At 66.0% G+C, this 16,027-nt stretch carries 13 protein-coding genes and 1 tRNA gene; 2 read left to right on the top strand and 12 right to left on the bottom strand.

Going from position 1 to position 16,027, the window contains the following annotated elements:
• Positions 1-52: 52 nt before the first annotated feature.
• The gene (locus tag EL249_RS05420) at positions 53-451 is read right to left on the bottom strand and encodes a type II toxin-antitoxin system VapC family toxin (protein ID WP_005673844.1); all 399 of its coding nucleotides are present in this window, start codon (positions 449-451) and stop codon (positions 53-55) included.
• A complete protein-coding gene (locus tag EL249_RS05415) occupies positions 448-882 on the bottom strand; it encodes a type II toxin-antitoxin system Phd/YefM family antitoxin (protein WP_005673846.1) in 435 nt (144 codons plus the stop codon). Before EL249_RS05415 ends, EL249_RS05420 begins: the two co-directional genes overlap by 4 nt.
• A gap of 158 nt (positions 883-1,040) precedes the next feature.
• Here EL249_RS05415 and EL249_RS05410 point away from each other — a divergent pair, with 158 nt between their 5' ends.
• Entirely contained in the window at positions 1,041-1,301 is a 261-nt protein-coding gene (locus EL249_RS05410) for a hypothetical protein (protein WP_126348101.1), read from the top strand.
• A 28-nt stretch (positions 1,302-1,329) separates the two neighbouring features.
• On the opposite strand, the gene mnmH is transcribed toward EL249_RS05410, so the two are convergent.
• The 9 genes from mnmH to purM all read right to left on the bottom strand — a co-directional run bounded on the left by mnmH (position 1,330) and on the right by purM (position 13,889).
• Entirely contained in the window at positions 1,330-2,391 is a 1,062-nt protein-coding gene (mnmH, locus tag EL249_RS05405; protein ID WP_005673849.1) for a tRNA 2-selenouridine(34) synthase MnmH, read from the bottom strand.
• Between the two features lie 12 nt (positions 2,392-2,403).
• Positions 2,404-2,499 (bottom strand) — tRNA-Sec (locus EL249_RS05400).
• 93 nt (positions 2,500-2,592) lie between these two features.
• Positions 2,593-4,773, bottom strand: coding sequence for a selenocysteine-specific translation elongation factor (gene selB / locus EL249_RS05395; protein WP_005673850.1), 2,181 nt, complete (start codon positions 4,771-4,773; stop codon positions 2,593-2,595).
• Positions 4,770-6,332, bottom strand: a complete 1,563-nt coding sequence (gene selA / locus EL249_RS05390) for an L-seryl-tRNA(Sec) selenium transferase (RefSeq protein ID WP_005673852.1) — start codon at positions 6,330-6,332, stop codon at positions 4,770-4,772. The genes selB and selA overlap by 4 nt, the downstream gene beginning before the upstream one ends.
• Positions 6,332-7,414: a formate dehydrogenase accessory protein FdhE gene (gene fdhE, locus EL249_RS05385; RefSeq protein WP_005673853.1), complete on the bottom strand. Its 1,083-nt coding sequence runs from the start codon at positions 7,412-7,414 to the stop codon at positions 6,332-6,334. The genes selA and fdhE overlap by 1 nt, the downstream gene beginning before the upstream one ends.
• A 136-nt stretch (positions 7,415-7,550) precedes the next feature.
• Positions 7,551-8,177 (bottom strand): formate dehydrogenase subunit gamma, encoded by a 627-nt coding sequence (locus tag EL249_RS05380; RefSeq protein ID WP_005673854.1) that lies wholly within the window; start codon positions 8,175-8,177, stop codon positions 7,551-7,553.
• A gap of 3 nt (positions 8,178-8,180) precedes the next feature.
• The gene (fdxH, locus tag EL249_RS05375; RefSeq protein WP_005673855.1) at positions 8,181-9,179 is read right to left on the bottom strand and encodes a formate dehydrogenase subunit beta; all 999 of its coding nucleotides are present in this window, start codon (positions 9,177-9,179) and stop codon (positions 8,181-8,183) included.
• Between the two features lie 11 nt (positions 9,180-9,190).
• The gene (fdnG, locus tag EL249_RS05370; protein WP_083799512.1) at positions 9,191-12,265 is read right to left on the bottom strand and encodes a formate dehydrogenase-N subunit alpha; all 3,075 of its coding nucleotides are present in this window, start codon (positions 12,263-12,265) and stop codon (positions 9,191-9,193) included.
• Positions 12,266-12,824: 559 nt separating this feature from the next.
• Entirely contained in the window at positions 12,825-13,889 is a 1,065-nt protein-coding gene (gene purM, locus EL249_RS05360; RefSeq protein WP_005673859.1) for a phosphoribosylformylglycinamidine cyclo-ligase, read from the bottom strand.
• A 344-nt stretch (positions 13,890-14,233) separates the two neighbouring features.
• On the opposite strand from purM, the gene EL249_RS05355 reads away from it, so the two are divergent.
• Positions 14,234-14,893, top strand: a complete 660-nt coding sequence (locus tag EL249_RS05355; RefSeq protein ID WP_005673860.1) for an HdaA/DnaA family protein — start codon at positions 14,234-14,236, stop codon at positions 14,891-14,893.
• A gap of 82 nt (positions 14,894-14,975) precedes the next feature.
• Here the strand turns inward: EL249_RS05355 and EL249_RS05350 are convergent, their stop codons facing one another.
• Entirely contained in the window at positions 14,976-15,929 is a 954-nt protein-coding gene (locus tag EL249_RS05350; protein ID WP_126348100.1) for a hypothetical protein, read from the bottom strand.
• Between the last annotated feature and the right edge of the window lie 98 nt (positions 15,930-16,027).

Genomic DNA, 16,027 nt, shown 5'->3' with positions numbered 1-16,027 from the left:
GAGAGGAAGCGTGATCTGGCCGACACCTTGCACCATGACGGCTGAACACGAATCACGCCCGAACATCGACAACGTATTCTTTCTGGTACTGCATGATCTGACTGTCCGCTGACAGAAAGAGCATCCGATCGATTTCTGCCTGCATCATCAACAGACGGTCAAACGGATCCCGATGCAGCAGTGGCAACCGCTGGACGGCCACGATGTGCCGCAGGCGAATGCGCGTCTCTTCAAAGCCCTGATCCAGCAACTCATCCACGATTCGCTGTGGATCATGCGGGAAAAGATCCTTCCGCAGGCCGGCCTTGATGGCCAGTTCCCAGATGCTGGCATCGCTGAAGCACAGGGTATTGCGCTCATCCATCAGAAAGGCCTGGATCCTGGGAGAGAACATCTCCTGCCTGCCCTCCAGGTACCACAGCAGGACATGCGTGTCGCAGAGCGCTTTCATTTCGCCTTCCCGACGGAATGCAGAAGCTCGGCCTCGGACGACTCCTGACCGGCAAACAGCGCCTGGATCTCGTCTTCCAGCCAGCGATCGAAGTCCTCGGGGATGGTCAGCTGTCCCTTCAGGGTTCCCATCTGCCGCTTTCTGCCTTCCCGTTGCACGGGCATACCGGCAGCGGCCTTTTCCGTCACCTTGTAGCCAGCACCAGCGCCCTCCTCCAGGCACCCAGCGGGGCTTGTACCCTGCGCTTCAGGCTGAGCAGGCGCCCATGCCTGTGCAGCACTGTCGACCTGACGCAGCCGCCAGTATTCAGCCACCGACATCACCACGGCCACGCCCCTGCGCTGGCGCTCTATGACCACAGGCCCCTGATCGACGGATTCCAGAAGCTCGGCAAAGCCCTGGCGGGCCTTGCTGGCAGTGATGGTGCGCACGGGGGGATCCTCTTCAGGCTAGAATTGTACATATTGTACAAAACCAAACACCCAGCCGCGCGGCTTCTACCCGCAGGACTCGTATGCATCAGCCGAAAAAGCAGCGCCAAACCCCATCGCGCAGGAAGCCCATGCTTCACCATCGCGGGGGTGTCACCATGATCATCAAACCGGACTACAGTCGCGCGGACGTCAGCCCTGAAATGGCCGAGATCATGTGCCTCTTCTACAACAGGACAATCCCGTTGTCCCGGGCCGCACGCATGGCGGGCAAGAGCTTTTGTGAGATGGCGATATTCCTGCACACCCATGGCATTCCGATCTTCGGCACGGAGCAGCCAGATGACCCGGAAATCATGGAAGAGGTCCGGGAATACAGGGAACAGAACGGGATCGACATGCCGCCCTACCTTCGTTGAGTGAAGGCCAGGCGGCCGCTCAGTCAGCTCACCCCTCGAACAAACCCCGCACCGTCTCGGCCAGCCTGGCGATTCCCGCGTCCGACAGGTCGTCGGCCTGCACGGTATGGCGCTTGTCCCAGTGGCTGAAGTTGCGGCCCAGCGAACGGCTGTATTGCGGGTCGTAGTGGCGGCTCATCAGCTCGGCAAACAGTTCGGGCAAGTTGCCTTCTTGGGCCCACGCCTGCCAGCGGGTGATGGTCTCGTTGCCCTGCAGCTGCTTGAAACGGCCCAGCAGGTCGGCAAAGGCGGCGGGATCGTCGCCCAGGTAGGCGTAGTCGCGCAGCAGGAAGTCCAGGCGGGATTCGGGGCTGGCGTCGATCTCCACCAGATCGGTGCTGGCGCGCAGGTGGGCCACCATGTCCAGCGGCAGGCTGATGCTGCCGATGCGGGCGCTCTCGCTTTCGGTGTAGACGGGACGGGAGGGATCCAGGCGCTTCAGCGCGGTGTAGAGCTGGGTCTCGAACTGTTTCTGGGGCGGCTGGGGCTGGCCGGGCCAGGCGCCCAGCATGGAGCCCTTGTGGCGGGCCATGCCTTCGAGATCGAGCACCTGGGCGCCCTGGGCGGCCATAGCCTGCAGGATGCGGGTCTTGGCGGTGCCGGTCTGGCCGCACAGCACCACCAGGCGCAGGCCGTGGATGAGCGGGGGCAGGCTTTCGACGACGTGGCGGCGGAAGGCCTTGTAGCCGCCCTTGAGCTGCTGGGCGTCCCAGCCGGTCATGCGCATCCAGGTGACCATGGAGCCGCTGCGCAGGCCGCCGCGCCAGCAGTACACCAGGGGGCGCCAGCTTTCGGGCTTGTCGGCGAAGGCTTCTGCCCAGTGGCGGCCCAGGTTGGCGGCCACCAGACCACCGCCGATGCGGCGTGCCTCGAAGGCGCTCTTCTGCTTGTAGATGGTGCCGACCAGGGCGCGTTCCTCGTCATTCAGGACGGGGTGATTGACGGCGCCGGGCAGGTGGTCGAGGGCGTATTCGGAGGGGGAACGGGCGTCGACGAGGGTATCGAAATCACCGATGGCCTCGACGCCCACCGGACCGCGATGGTTTGCCATGTGCTTGCTCGGTGGCGGAGGGAAATGGGAGTCGAACCCACCCGGCGACGCATGGCGCCACCCACCGGGTTTGAAGCCCGGCCGACCCACCGGGATCGTGTTCCCTCCGGTGGTGCAAAGACGGTGATTGTGGCACGAAACTGCTGGGGAGCCTCTGAACAAGTCCCCGTGGCCGTCGTATCCCCGTAACGGATGCAGGACTTATTCAGAGGATCCCTTGAACACCTCACTTTCCAGCCGCAGCACGTGCGTGTCCCCCACACGGCGGCACAGGCCAATGCGGTCGAAGAACTCCAGCATCTGCACGGCGCGCTTGCGGCCCAGGCCGCTGGCGTCACGGAATCTGGCCACGGTCAGGATGGGAAGGGGGTTGCTCGCCCGTTGCACCTCGGCCGAATCCGATGCCGCAGGCTCTTTGTTCTCCAGCGCCAGCTGCCGCACCAGCGCGGCCAGCCGGGCTGCCGTGGCAGCGTCCAGATACAGGTCCTTCACCACCTGATAGAGGTGGCCGCTGCGGGCCAGGCGGGCCATGGCGGGGCGCAGGTTGGCGGCGGGCTCGCCAATATGTTCGGCCAGGTCACGCACCCAGGCGCCCTGGGCGCCAGCTTCCATCAGGTGCGGGGTCAGGCGCTGCAGCAGGGTTTCGTCACGAGCGGCCAGCTGGCTGCCGTGTTCGGGCAGGTGGACGAAGGCGCCGCTCTGGGCCACGCTGCCTTCCTTCACCAAGGCATCCAGCAGCAGACGCCAGTGGGCGTCGTCCATGCGCAGGCGTGCCAGGCGGCGCAGGCGGGCGGCGTCGGGGCCGATCTCGTCGGTGGCGTTCTGGTGGTAGGCGGCCAGTGTGTCCAGCACGGTACGGCGCAGATGCTGCCAAGTGGGCTCGCCGATGATGAAGTCACCGGCCAGGCGACGATGCGGCAGGGTCTGCAGGCTGGCATCAAAGGCCGCCACGCTGGCCAGGCCAAAGACCTGCTGCCACTGGCGCAAGTCCACGCCATGTTCGCAGGCCTCCAGCAGGCCCGCCAGGCGGTCGCGCAGCGCCGGGCGTTGCAGGGCCTGCAGCAGCTGCAGGCGCTGTGGGGTGCGGCGGTAGCGTACCGGCGCACGGGAATCCAGCACACGGCCACCACCGATGATGCGCTGGCCGGCCGCATCGCGCAGGATCAGCCGGTCGCCATGCCAGGCGGCCAGGGGCTGCGGCAGCACCAGCTGCGCCAGACCCGTGCAGCCCGGGGCTAGGGTGTCAGCGTCCAGCACGGCCACGGCGGCCGGGCTGGCGGTGGTACCCAGGTGGACATGCACGCGGGTACCGCTGCGGATCGCCCGGGGTTCGGCATGCCACAGGTGCAGCTCCACATCCAGCCGGTCAGAGACCGAAGCGATGCCGGGCTGGGCCAGCCAGTGGCCCCGCTGCAGCTGGTCGCGCTCGACGCCGGCCAGATTGATGGCGCAGCGCTGGCCGGCGTGGGCCGCGTCGGTGCTGCGGTTCTGGGCGTGCAGCGAGCGCACGCGCAGCTCTTTCGGGCCATCGGGCAGCTGCTGCAGCACGTCGCCCACCTGCACACGGCCGGCATGCACGGTGCCGGTGGCCACGGTGCCCACGCCGTCCAGGCTGAACACGCGGTCAATGGCCAGGCGGAAGCCTGCCTGGGCCGGAAGTGCTGCAGTGGTTTCGGCGGTGGTGTCTACGTTGGTATCTGTCGTGGTTTCGGCAGGTTCTGTGGCCGCCGCGGCCCAAACGGGGCTGTCGGAACCATGGGGGTCTGCGACCCCGTGCGCACCATGCGCGGCATCCAGCCGCGCCGCCTCGGCGCGCAGCAGCTGGCGCAATTCGACCACGCCGTCACCGCGGGTGGCCGAAACGGGGATGATGGGCGCATGGGCCAGGGGCGTGTCGGCCAGCAGCGCTGTCACCTGCTGGGCCACCTCCTGCACGCGGGCTTCATCCACCCGGTCGATCTTGGTGATGGCCACCACGCCGCGGTCGATGCCCAGCAGCGACAGGACGGCCAGGTGCTCGCGGGTCTGCGGCATCACGCCGTCGTCGGCCGCCACCAGCAGCAGGGCGAAGTCGATGCCGGTAGCGCCGGAAATCATCGTGTGCAGCAGCTTTTCGTGGCCGGGCACGTCGATGAAGGCGATGGGTTCGCGGGGCAATCCGAACGCGGGCACGACCTCGGTTTGACCAGCCGTAGCAGCAGGCGCAACGCTACCCTTCCCCACCGCCGGCCCATCATCGCTGGGCGCCAGGAAGGCATAGCCCAGCTCGATGCTCATGCCGCGTTTCTTCTCTTCGGGCAGGCGGTCGGTGTCGGTGCCGGTCAGTGCCCGGACCAGCGAGGTCTTGCCGTGGTCGATGTGCCCGGCGGTCCCGATCATCATGGTGTGTTCTCCAGCTGCTGCCATTGCTGCGCGAACGTACCTTCGTCGGCCTCGTCCAGGCAGCGCAGGTCCAGCCACACGGCGTCGTCGGCCACACGGCCGATGACGGGGCGTGGCAGTTCCCGGAGGCGGGCTGCCAGGGCCTTCAGGCGGCGGCCGGCACGCTTGCCGTCGGCGCAGCGGATGACCAGGCCGCAGCTGGGCAGCGAATCCACCGGCAGCGCACCGCTGCCAATCTGGCTGAACATGGGCTCGACGGTGACGGTCCAGACAGGCGCCAACGCAGCCTGCATGCCAGGCAGCAGGCGCTCGGCCTGACGGCGGATGTCGGCCTGCGGGCGGATGAAGAGCCGCAGCGTGGTCAGCCGTTCGGGCAGGCGCTCGGGCACCATGTACAGGCGCAGCAGCGCCTCGATGGCCGCCAGGGTGATCTTGCCCACGCGCAGCGCGCGCTTGAGCGGGTTCTTTTTCAGGCGCGCAATGAGATCCCGGTGACCGACGATGAAGCCGGCCTGCGGGCCGCCCAGCAGCTTGTCACCGCTGAAGCTCACCAGATCGGCGCCGGCGGCCACGGTCTCCTGCACGGTGATCTCACGCGGCAGCCCCCAGCGGGACAGGTCCACCAGGGTGCCGCTGCCCAGGTCCACGGCCATGGGCAGGCCGGCCTCGTGCGCGATGTGGGCCACCTCGACCTCGGACACGCTGCGGGTGAAGCCCTGCACCGCATAGTTGCTGGTGTGGACCTTCATGAGCATGGCGGTGCGCGGAGTGATGGCGCCGGCGTAGTCGGCCGGATGGGTGCGGTTGGTGGTGCCCACCTCCACCAGTTTGGCGCCGGCGCGCGACATGATGTCCGGAATGCGGAAGGCGCCGCCGATCTCGACCAGCTCGCCCCGCGAGACCACCACCTGCTTGCCACGTGCCAGGCTGTTGAGCATCAGCAGCACGCCAGCGGCATTGTTGTTGACGATGGTGGCGTCTTCGGCCCCGGTCAGTTCGCGCAGCCAGCCGCTCACCAGGTCGTCGCGGTCGCCGCGTCCGCCGCTGTCCAGATCGAATTCCAGGTTGGCAGGCGTGGTCATAGCCCGTGCCACGGCCTGGGCCACTTCATCCGGCAGCAGCGCACGCCCCAGGTTGGTGTGCAGCACGGTGCCCGTGAGGTTGAAGACCTCGCGCAGGCGCGGGGCCAGCTGACGGCGCAGGATCTCTTCCACCCGGGCCGTCCAGGCCTCGTCGGTAGAGGGAAGCCCGCCACCGGCCGTGGATGGCTGCGCACGGCCGGCCGAGGCGTCCCCGGCTTTTGCTGTGCCCTGTCCACCTGCGTCCTGTCCGCGCCAGGCGCTACGCGCCTCGGCCAGCAGGTCACGGATGACAGCCACGGTGCGAGTGTGGCCGTATTCGTCCAGCAGGGGCTGCATGCCCGGCAGGCGCAGCAGCGCATCCACCGAAGGCAGGGTCGGCTGCACGCCCTGGCCAGGGCCGTTGCCGGCAGGCGCCTGCGCCGACTGACGCACCCCATCGGGTGCCACGTGGCCAGCCGGAATGTCGCGCCCTGCCATCAGTGTGTGGTCCTGTGGCCGTCTTCTTGAGCGGGCGGGAGCGATGGCGTGCCCGTCTGCCCTGCCCCGCTTCCGCCGTCGCCGGCCTCATCTTCGGGGAAGAGGAAGGGATGGGCCCCGGCACGCGGATGCCCGTCCTGGCCCATCATCATGTCCAGCATCAGGGTCCCCAGGTCGTCGGCCAGCACCTCGATGGTGGGATCCTTTCTCAGGTCGAAGATCTTGCTGTAGCAGCCGCACTTGCCGCAAAGCTCGGCCATGCAGGGCACGGCAGCGCGCTGTGCACCGACCATCGGGTTCTTCACCAGATCCTCGCGTGACATCAGCGGGGTATCCACGGATTCAAGCCGGCGATAGCTGATGCCTTCGGTGGAGGCGCAGTTGCTGCACTTGACGCGCACCATGTGCCACTCCGTCTCGCAGATGGAGCAATGCAGGTAGCGAAGGCCTTCTTCCTGACCGCCGATGTGCACGACGCTGGCCAGCGGCGAGCTGCTGCACACGGGGCAGATGGTGGGGGGATCGACGAAAGGCAGGGTCTTGAGGTCCAGCCGCGCAGCGCGGCTCATCATGACCACCTGCACGGCGGCCATCACCACCGGGGCGCGCACGCGCTGGCTGTCGTTCAGATGCTCGTTGCTCCACAGGCTGGCCAGCAGATGGCCCAGTGCCGCGTCGTCCAGGTTCTGAAGCTCGGCCAGCACCTGACGTTCCACGTCATTGGCTTCTTCGGCGCCCGGGCCCTGCTGCAGATGCCCGACGATGGCGCGCATGACCGGCTTCCAGGCAGGATCGATGTCGGCCGGCAGTTGCCACAGCGGCATGGCGTGGCGCTGGGCGCGGTCAAGCCGCTCTGCGTCAGGCTGGGGCATGTCGGGCACGGCGTCCAGCGCGGCATGCTGGGCGTCGACCAGTCGGGCCAGATAGCGCAGGAAGGGGCCCATGGGGCTGCCTTCGGCCAGGTGGCGCAGGCGTGCTGCGCGCTCACGCAGTCGCGTGGCTGGCTGGGGGAGGATGATGCGAGGAAAGGCGGTGCGATCGAGAGCTTCGATCTCACCCGGCTGGAGAATGCGCTGCGACATGAATTTCCCTGGTTTGAATGCGGGGCGTGCCGTGGACACGCGGGCGCCGGCAAGGGCGGCCCAGGTGTTCACGGCACGCTGCAGGGATCATAGCCGCTTTGGCCGACGCAGAACAATGCTGCGCGGCCAGCCAGCCTCAGCGGTTGTCGCCTGTCATCTTGCGGTACCAGGCGCGGTGGTGCTGCTTGGCCCACGCGCGGGTGACGGTACCGTAGAACATGGCGCGGATGGTGCCGCTGGTCCAGATGGCGGCATAGACATGCATGATGATCAGCATGATCATGCAGAAGGCGGCCGTGGCATGCACCAGTACGCCCACCCGCTCCCAGAAGACGGGCAGATCCAGCCAGGCGCGCCAGATCATCACGCCGCTGACCACCAGCGCCAGCATGCACACCACCAGGCCCCAGAACAGCACCTTCTGGCCCCCGTTGTACTTGCCCTGCTCCGGCATGTCATGGTCGTTGCCGTCGACCATCTTCTTGATGTCCATCAGCCACCGGATGTCACGCTTCTCGATGTAGTTGAGCTTCCAGAAGCGCGCCGCCATGATGATGAAGAAGAAGGCCATGCCGACACCGAAGTACGGATGCAGGATCCGCGTCCACGGGCCGCCACCAAAGAGCTGGGTGAGCGGGAAGAAGGCCGGATGGAACATCGCCAGCCCCGTGAGCACCAGAGCGATGAAGAAAAAGCCGACGATCCAGTGGTTGAGCCGCTCGGAAGCGTTGTAGCGAACGATGTCGCGTGGGTTGCGTTGCATGGATCAGACCTCCTTGCCGGATTGGGCACCGGACGATGCCTGCTGCTGCTTGGCAGCCGCTGCCTGACGGGCCAGCTCGCGGTCCTCGGCATCCATTTCGTCCTCCAGCTCCTTGGACACCGAGTTGGGGCCCTTGGTGATGAAGTGGAACAGGCTGCCGAGCATGGCCGCGCCCATGGCCACCATGGCCAGCGGCTTGGCCACGCCCTTCCAGACCGTCACCATCGGGCTGATCTGGGGCTTCTCAGGCAGGTTGGCGTAGATGGACGGCTTGTCGGCGTGGTGCAGCACGTACATGACGTGCGTACCCCCCACCCCTTCCGGATCGTACAGGCCGGCATTCTCGAAACCGCGCCGCTTCAGATCCGCAATGCGGGTCTCGGCGTGGTCCTTCATGGCCTCCTTGGTACCGAAGACGATGGCACCCGTGGGGCAGGTCTTGACGCACGCAGGCTCCAGACCCACCGCCACCCGGTCGGAACACATCGTGCACTTGTAGGCCTTGTTGTCCTTCTTGGAGATGCGCGGGATGTTGAACGGGCAGCCGGTGATGCAGTAGCCGCAACCGATGCACTTCTCCTCGTGGAAGTCCACGATGCCGTTGGTGTACTGCACGATGGCACCCGGCGACGGGCAGGCCTTCAGGCAGCCCGGCTCGGCACAGTGCATACAGCCGTCCTTGCGGATCAGCCACTCCAGGTTGCCGGTGGCGTCGTTCTCGTACTCGGTGAACCGCATCACCGTCCAGGTGTTGCCGTTCAGGTCGGTGGGGTTGTTGTACGTGCCGTTGGTGGTGCTGACCACCTCCGGCCCGAACGGTGTTTCCACGATGTCGGGCCGGAGATCGTTCCACTCCATGCAGGCCGACTGACACGCCTTGCACCCGATGCACTTGGAGACATCGATGAGCTTGGCGATCTCGCCGGAACGCGGTTCACGCACCTGGGGTGGCGTGGTGGTGGTGGCTGACAGGCGTTTGATATCGAGTGATTGCATCGACATGTTTCAGCTCCTCAGATCTTCTCGACCTTCACGAGGAAGGACTTGAACTCAGGCGTGAAGCTGTTGCCATCACCCACAAACGGCGTCAGCGTGTTGGCCAGGAAGCCCGGCCGGGTCATGCCCTTGAACCCCCAGTGGATGGGAATGCCCACGTGGTGGATCGTCTTGCCGTCGATCTTGAGCGGCCGGATGCGCTTGGTGACCACCGCCACGGCCTTGATGAAGCCGCGCTTGGAGGACACCTTCACCTTGTCACCCGCCTTGATGCCCAGCTCCTGGGCCAGCGCCTCGCCGATCTCCACGAACTGCTCGGGCTGCAGGGAGGCATTGATGAGCGCGTGCTTGGTCCAGTAGTGGAAGTGCTCGGTCAGCCGGTAGGTGGTACCCACGTGCGGGAACTCCTCGGGCTTGCCGAAGGTTTCCCAGATCGGCTTGAACACCCGGGCCGCCGGCGACGAGGTCGCCTTCGGATTGTTCGGGTACATGGGGTTGTAGCCCAGCGGCGTGTCGAACGGCTCGTAGTGGGTGGGGAACGGCCCTTCGGCCATGCCCTGGCGCGAGAAGAAGCGCGCCACCCCTTCCGGGTTCATGATGAACGGCCCTGCCCCCGATTCCGGTGCCAGCGTGGGCGCCATGTCGGGGATGTCGGCACCGACCCACTTGCTGCCGTTCCACTCCACCAGCACGCGGTCCGGGTTGTAGGGCTTGCCGTTCAGGTCGGTGGATGCCGTGTTGTACAGCACCCGCCGGTTGGCCGGCCAGGCCCATGCCCAGTTCAGCGTGTTGCCGATGCCGGTGGGGTCGGAGTTGTCGCGCCGGCCCATCTGGTTGCCGGCCTCGGTCCAGCAGCCTGCCCAGATCCAGCAGCCGCTGGCGGTGGAACCGTCGTCGCGGCATTCACCGAAGCCCGCCAGCTGCTGGCCAGCCTTGCGGATGACCTTGGTGGGGTCCTTCGGATCGGTCACGTCCTTCAGCGCCCGGCCGTTGTACTCCATGGCCAGTTCTTCAGGCGTGGGCTCTTCCGGACGTGCATAGCCGCTCCAGTCCAGGTCGCGGATCGGATCGGGGAACACGCCGCCTTCCTTGGCGTACAGCTCCTTGAGACGCAGGTGCAGCGCCGCCATGATGGCGATGTCCGGACGTGCCTCACCCGGCTGCTCGGCCGCCTTCCAGTGCCACTGCAGCACCCGCGCCGAGCTGACGATGGAACCGTCCTCCTCGGCGAAGCAGGTGGTGGGCAGCCGGAAGACCTCGGTCTTGATGCTGGCGGTATCGACGTCGTTGAACTCGCCGAAGTTGCGCCAGAACTCGGAGGTCTCGGTGGCCAGCGGGTCCATGATGACCAGGAACTTCAGCTTGGACAGACCACTGCGCACCCGCCCGGTGTTGGACAGCGAGGCGATGGGGTTGAAGCCCTGCGCCAGGTAGCCGTTGACCGTGCCCTCGTTCATCATCTCGAAGATCTGGAGCATGTCGTACTCCTTGTCGAGCTTGGGCAGGTAGTCGAACAGCCAGTTGTTCTCCTTGGTCGCCTTGTCGCCGTACCACGACTTCATCAGGCTGACGTGGAACTTCGGATAGTGCTGCCAGTAGCTGACCTGACCCGGCCGCAGCGGCTTCAAGGTGCGCTTGGCGATGTACTTGCCGTAGTCCTGCTCGGCCTCGCGCGGCAGCGTCAGGTAGCTGGTCAGCGTGGCCGAGAGCAGACCCAGGTCGGTCAGCCCCTGGATGTTGGAGTGGCCGCGCAGCGCGTTCATGCCGCCGCCCGACACGCCGATGTTGCCCAGCAGCAGCTGCACCATGGCACCGGTACGCAGGATCTGCGCCCCGATGGAGTGCTGCGTCCAGCCCAGCGCGTACATGATGGTGGCCGCCCGGCCCGGCACGGCCGTCGAGGCCAGCGTCTCGGCCACGTGCAGGAACTTGTCCTTCGGCGTGCCGCACACACGTTCCACCGCCTCGGGCGTGTAGGACGCGTAGTGCTTCTTCATGAGCTGATAGACGCAACGCGGGTGCTGCAGCGTGGGATCGGTACGCACGTAGCCATCCGGCCCGAGCTCATAGTCCCAGGTCGAGCGGTCGTAAGTACGCGTCTCCTCGTTGTAGCCCGAGAAGATGCCATCGACAAAGCGGAAATCGTCGCGGACGATGAAGCTGAAGTCGGTGTAGTTCTTGACGTACTCGTGATGGATGCGGTCGTGCGTGAGCAGGTAGTTGATGATCCCGCCCAGGAACACGATGTCGCTGCCCGACCGGAGGGGGGCGTAATAGTCCGCCACCGCGGCAGAGCGGTTGAAGCGCGGGTCGACCACCATGAAGTACGCATTGTTGTGCGCCTTCGCTTCGGTCACCCACTTGAAGCCACAGGGATGCGCCTCGGCGGCATTGCCGCCCATGATGAGCACTACGTCGGCATTCTTGATGTCGACCCAGTGATTCGTCATCGCACCACGGCCAAACGTCGGGGCAAGACCTGCCACCGTCGGGCCGTGTCAGACACGCGCCTGGTTGTCGAACGCCAGAAGTCCCCAGCTGCGGGCCACCTTGTGGGTGATGTAGCCGGCTTCGTTGCTGGCGGCCGAAGCGGCCAGCATGCCGGTGCTCGTCCATCGGTTGACCACCTTGCCATCATCGGTCTTCTGAACGAAGTTGGCGTCGCGGTCGTCCTTCAGCAAGCGGGCGATGCGATCAAGCGCTTCATCCCAGGAGATGCGCTGCCAGTGATCGGAGCCCGGTGCCCGGTATTCGGGGTACTTCAGCCGGTTGGGACTGTTGACGAAGTCCAGCAGACCCGCCCCTTTCGGACAGAGCGTGCCGCGGTTGACCGGGTGGTCTGCGTCACCCTCGACGTGAATGACAGCACGCTTGGCATTGCGAGCGCCGTCGCCCAACGAATACATCAGAATGCCGCAACCCACCGAACAGTACGTGCAGGTCTGGCGGGCCACCGTGGTCTCGGCCAGCTTGAACTGGCGAACTTCTGCCAGCGCCTGAGAGGGCGAGAAGCCCATCAGAGCCATGCTGGAAGAAGCGAGACTGGTCCCCGTCACCTTGAAGAACTGTCGCCGGGAGATCCTCTGCTCCATGGCACCACCTTCTTGGTCTGGACAAGACCGCACGCCACCCGACGAACGCGCGTCCTGACGCGACATTCGTCCGGAGCGGCACAGGGACTCGTCCGGGGTAAAAAATCAAAACCCGCACCGAGTGCCGCCGGATCGACAACGATCCGGACTGACAGCAGTCGACACGGGCCGGGAATAAAGATGAACGCACCGGCCCACCCCGCAAGCTGCGCGAGCGGAAATCCGGCGATTCATGAGGAGGATTCTAGTAGCCAATGCCTCAAAACCCAAAGCGTCAGGCGCATGAACCGGCCAACGGTCGACGGTATGTGCCTGAAAGCACGCGCATTTGTGAGAAATCGTCAGACAATACCCCGGATGCTGCGTAGTGAACGCGACTGCATCGCGGTTAGACTGATGTGAGAGGGAAATGCCCCTTGTCAGGCCGCTTTCGATACACCAGCAATCGATATATACAGAAATAATAGCGATAGCAAAAAACAACGGACGACCGTTGGTCGGGGCGCGGGGTACCCGATGCGGTCGTCCGTGCTGACAGGAATTACCCTGCCCTTTCCCCTCAGGCGACCACGGCTGCTGCTTCGCCCGGCTGGCGCGTGCGCACCTCACCGATCTCGAAGACCTGCTCGCCGGCTTCGGTGAGTGCCCGGGTGACGGCCGCCACGTCGGCCGGGGCCACGGCCAGTACCATGCCGATGCCGCAGTTGAACACGCGGTGCATCTCGGCCGTGTCGATGCCGCCCTGCTGCTGCAGCCAGTCGAAGACCGGCGGGCGCTGCCAGCGCGACGCTTCCATGTGGGCCGTCACCCCCTCGGGCAGCATGCGGGGCACGTTCTCCACCAGTCCGCCGCCCGTGATGTGCGCCAGGCCATGGATGGGTTGCGCGGCATCACGCAGCAGCGGCAGCAGCGACTTCACGTAGATGCGGGTGGGTGCCATGACGTGCTCGGCCAGCGGACGGCCCTCCAGCGGCTGCTGCAGCGCCTGGGCAGAGACTTCGCCCAGGGCCTTTTCCAGCACCTTGCGTACCAGCGAATAGCCGTTGGAGTGCGGCCCGCTGGAGGCCAGGCCCAGCAGTCGGTCACCGACCTGCACGCGGCTGCCATCGATGATCTGGCTGCGCTCGACCACGCCCACGGCAAAGCCGGCCACGTCGTACTCGCCGTCCGGATACATGCCCGGCATCTCGGCCGTCTCGCCGCCCAGCAGCGCGCAGCCGGACTGTTCGCAGCCCCGGGCAATGCCGCCCACCACGGCCGCCGCCGTGTCCACGTCTAGGTGCCCGCAGGCGAAATAGTCCAGGAAGAAGAGCGGCTCGGCCCCCTGCACCAGGATGTCGTTGACGCTCATGGCCACCAGGTCGATGCCGATGGTGTCATGCACGTCCAGCGCAAAGGCCAGCTTCAGCTTGGTGCCGACGCCGTCGGTACCCGAGACCAGCACCGGTTCGCGGTAGCCGGCCGGCACCTGGAAGAGCCCCCCGAAACCGCCAATACCCGAGAGCAGGCCCGGGCGGCGCGTGCGCGCCGCCAGCGGCTTGATGCGCTCGACCAGCGCGTCACCTGCATCGATATCGACCCCGGCATCCCGGTAGGAAAGACCTGTTTTCTGCGTGTTCGCCATGATGCTTCTCGCTGCGTGCCCGGCCGGGGCCGGCCAGGCCCCGCCTACGGGATGATGGGACCGGAGTCGACGAGCCCCTTGCCCTGCTCCGGCGGCAGCCGCATTCTAGCGTGACGACGGACCATGACGGGCACGGACACCCCATAGCCGCCCTGTCTCCCTGCGGCGCGCTACCGCTCCGTATCGTTCCCTGCTTCCCCCTGAAGCCCATGCCGCCCTCGGCTGCCTGTTACATGGAAGGACACAGTGCGGCATCATGCAGAACAGTACCGGCCCCACACGCTCTAGAATCGGCAGGTACACCACCTGCCCCCGGACGGGCAAGCCTGAACAGCCCCACCACCATGGATGCACAACTGACGCTGGATTTCGGCCCTCCTCCTCCGCCGTGTTTCGACAACTTCGTGCCCGGCGCCAACCTGGAGTGCCTGGCCACGCTGCGTCACCTCGTGCAGAGCCTGAAGCACGGCGAGACACCTGCCCAGCGCTTTTTCTACATCTGGGGGCCAGAGGGCTCAGGCAAGAGCCATCTGGCCGGCGCGCTGACCGCCAGCCAGTGCCCGAACCTGATGGTGGTGGACGACGTGGACCGGTACAGCAAGGGCCGGCAGCGCACACTCTTTCATCGCTTCAATGCCCTGATCGATCAGCCCGACCACGCCCTGGTGGTCTTCGGCAACCAGCCCCCCGCCCGGCTGAAGCTGCTGCCGGAGCTGGTGAGTCGCCTGAGCTGGGGCATGGTGTTCTCGCTGCAGCCGCTGGATGACAACGCGCTGGCCGACGCCCTGGAGCAGAGCGCCCGCGAGCGCGGCCTGAATCTGGGCCAGGACCTGAGCACCTATCTGCTGCGACACACGCGCCGTGACATGGCCAGCCTGAAGACCATTCTGGACGGCCTGGACCGGCTGGCCTGGGCCCGCAAGAAGCCGCTCACCCTGCCACTGCTGAAGGACTACCTGCAGAGCCAGCGGCAGGCGGGGGAAGAAGGGAAAGCAGAAGGCTGAAAGACTGATCGCCCATCGAGAAGGGCATGGTGAGCCAGGGCGACGGAGGCTGCTGGCTCACCAGATGCTGCGAGTGCCTGGATCAGAGGGGGACGCCGCACCAGATGTTGGCCACTGGCCCGTAGAAGCGGTCGTCGTTTTCCGCCATCACGACGAAATGGCTGGAGAACTTGGCCAGCACGGCCTCGCCCGGCACCTCCCCGTCCAGGCGCAGCAGCTTGCGTCGCCCCAGGAAGTCCAGCGGATCAAAGTAGACACCCAGCCGCTGGCTCAGCACCTTCGCGATCAGGGGGCGGCCGGCCGTGGACAGCGACATGTGGACATGACCGTACTTCATGGCGTAGTCGTTGGCCAGATACGCCACGAACGGATCCATGCGCAACGAATCCCGTTCGGCCCGGACCTCGCCCTCAGCCGAGATGTCCACCTTGCAGCGCTCGCCCGTGATCAGATCCGTCCCCGTGTAGGTGCCCGCCACACAGGCCAGCAGCGGTGGCGCAGACAGCCAGACCCCGTTGTTGCCATAACCTGCGGGATGCGGTACCGGACACGTGGCCATGATCTTGTGCGCCAGCGCCACGCCAGGCCCGTCGCCCGGCAGAATATAGTGTTCCTCCCCCTTCTGTCCTGCCGTGGCGGCGGACGTTTCCCCCACATGTACAGGATTCGAGGGCGTTTCCGGCGCATTCTGAGCACCGAGGCCGGAGCCATTGGCATCCGCCGTGGCGGAGTTGCCTTGTGGCTGAGGCTGCAGCTGTGGTTGTGTCTGAGATTGTGGTTGCAGCTGCGTTGGCGGCTGCGGCTTCGGGGCTGCCTGCGCTTGGGCTACATCGCTGACGGGCCGTGGCGTGGGTGTGGTAGACACCTGATCCTGGGCTGCCACAACGGGTGCGCGAGCCCCATCTGCCGAGGCCTTGATCGGCGCAGACGGTGAAGAGCCCCCGCCGCCACAGGCGGCCAGTGTCAGCAGGGAGGAAACAACAGCCACCTTCAGCGCGGTGGCCTCGAAAGGCACACGCAAGGATTCAATTTTCATGGTGCAAGGATGGAAAGCGGGGGGAAGAGCCTCATCGGGGTGCAGAAGCCCCCGACAAGGCCCGTGATGCAGCATCGGTGACAGAGGGGCCCTGGAGC

It is taken from the genome of Lautropia mirabilis (assembly GCF_900637555.1).
In the GTDB taxonomy this organism is placed as follows: domain Bacteria; phylum Pseudomonadota; class Gammaproteobacteria; order Burkholderiales; family Burkholderiaceae_E; genus Lautropia; species Lautropia mirabilis.
Note: the sequence above shows the minus strand (reverse complement) of the source record. Positions and strands in the feature narration are given on the sequence as shown.

Excerpts from the sequence above, each read along its gene's own strand:
- EL249_RS05420 (WP_005673844.1), bottom strand. The coding sequence starts at position 451 with ATGAAAGCGCTCTGCGACACGCATGTCCTGCTGTGGTACCTGGAGGGC.
- EL249_RS05410 (WP_126348101.1), top strand. The coding sequence starts at position 1,041 with ATGATCATCAAACCGGACTACAGTCGCGCGGACGTCAGCCCTGAAATG.
- mnmH (WP_005673849.1), bottom strand. The coding sequence starts at position 2,391 with ATGGCAAACCATCGCGGTCCGGTGGGCGTCGAGGCCATCGGTGATTTC.
- selB (WP_005673850.1), bottom strand. The coding sequence starts at position 4,773 with ATGATGATCGGGACCGCCGGGCACATCGACCACGGCAAGACCTCGCTG.
- selA (WP_005673852.1), bottom strand. The coding sequence starts at position 6,332 with ATGGCAGGGCGCGACATTCCGGCTGGCCACGTGGCACCCGATGGGGTG.
- fdhE (WP_005673853.1), bottom strand. The coding sequence starts at position 7,414 with ATGTCGCAGCGCATTCTCCAGCCGGGTGAGATCGAAGCTCTCGATCGC.
- EL249_RS05380 (WP_005673854.1), bottom strand. The coding sequence starts at position 8,177 with ATGCAACGCAACCCACGCGACATCGTTCGCTACAACGCTTCCGAGCGG.
- fdxH (WP_005673855.1), bottom strand. The coding sequence starts at position 9,179 with ATGTCGATGCAATCACTCGATATCAAACGCCTGTCAGCCACCACCACC.
- purM (WP_005673859.1), bottom strand. The coding sequence starts at position 13,889 with ATGGCGAACACGCAGAAAACAGGTCTTTCCTACCGGGATGCCGGGGTC.
- EL249_RS05355 (WP_005673860.1), top strand. The coding sequence starts at position 14,234 with ATGGATGCACAACTGACGCTGGATTTCGGCCCTCCTCCTCCGCCGTGT.
- EL249_RS05350 (WP_126348100.1), bottom strand. The coding sequence starts at position 15,929 with ATGAAAATTGAATCCTTGCGTGTGCCTTTCGAGGCCACCGCGCTGAAG.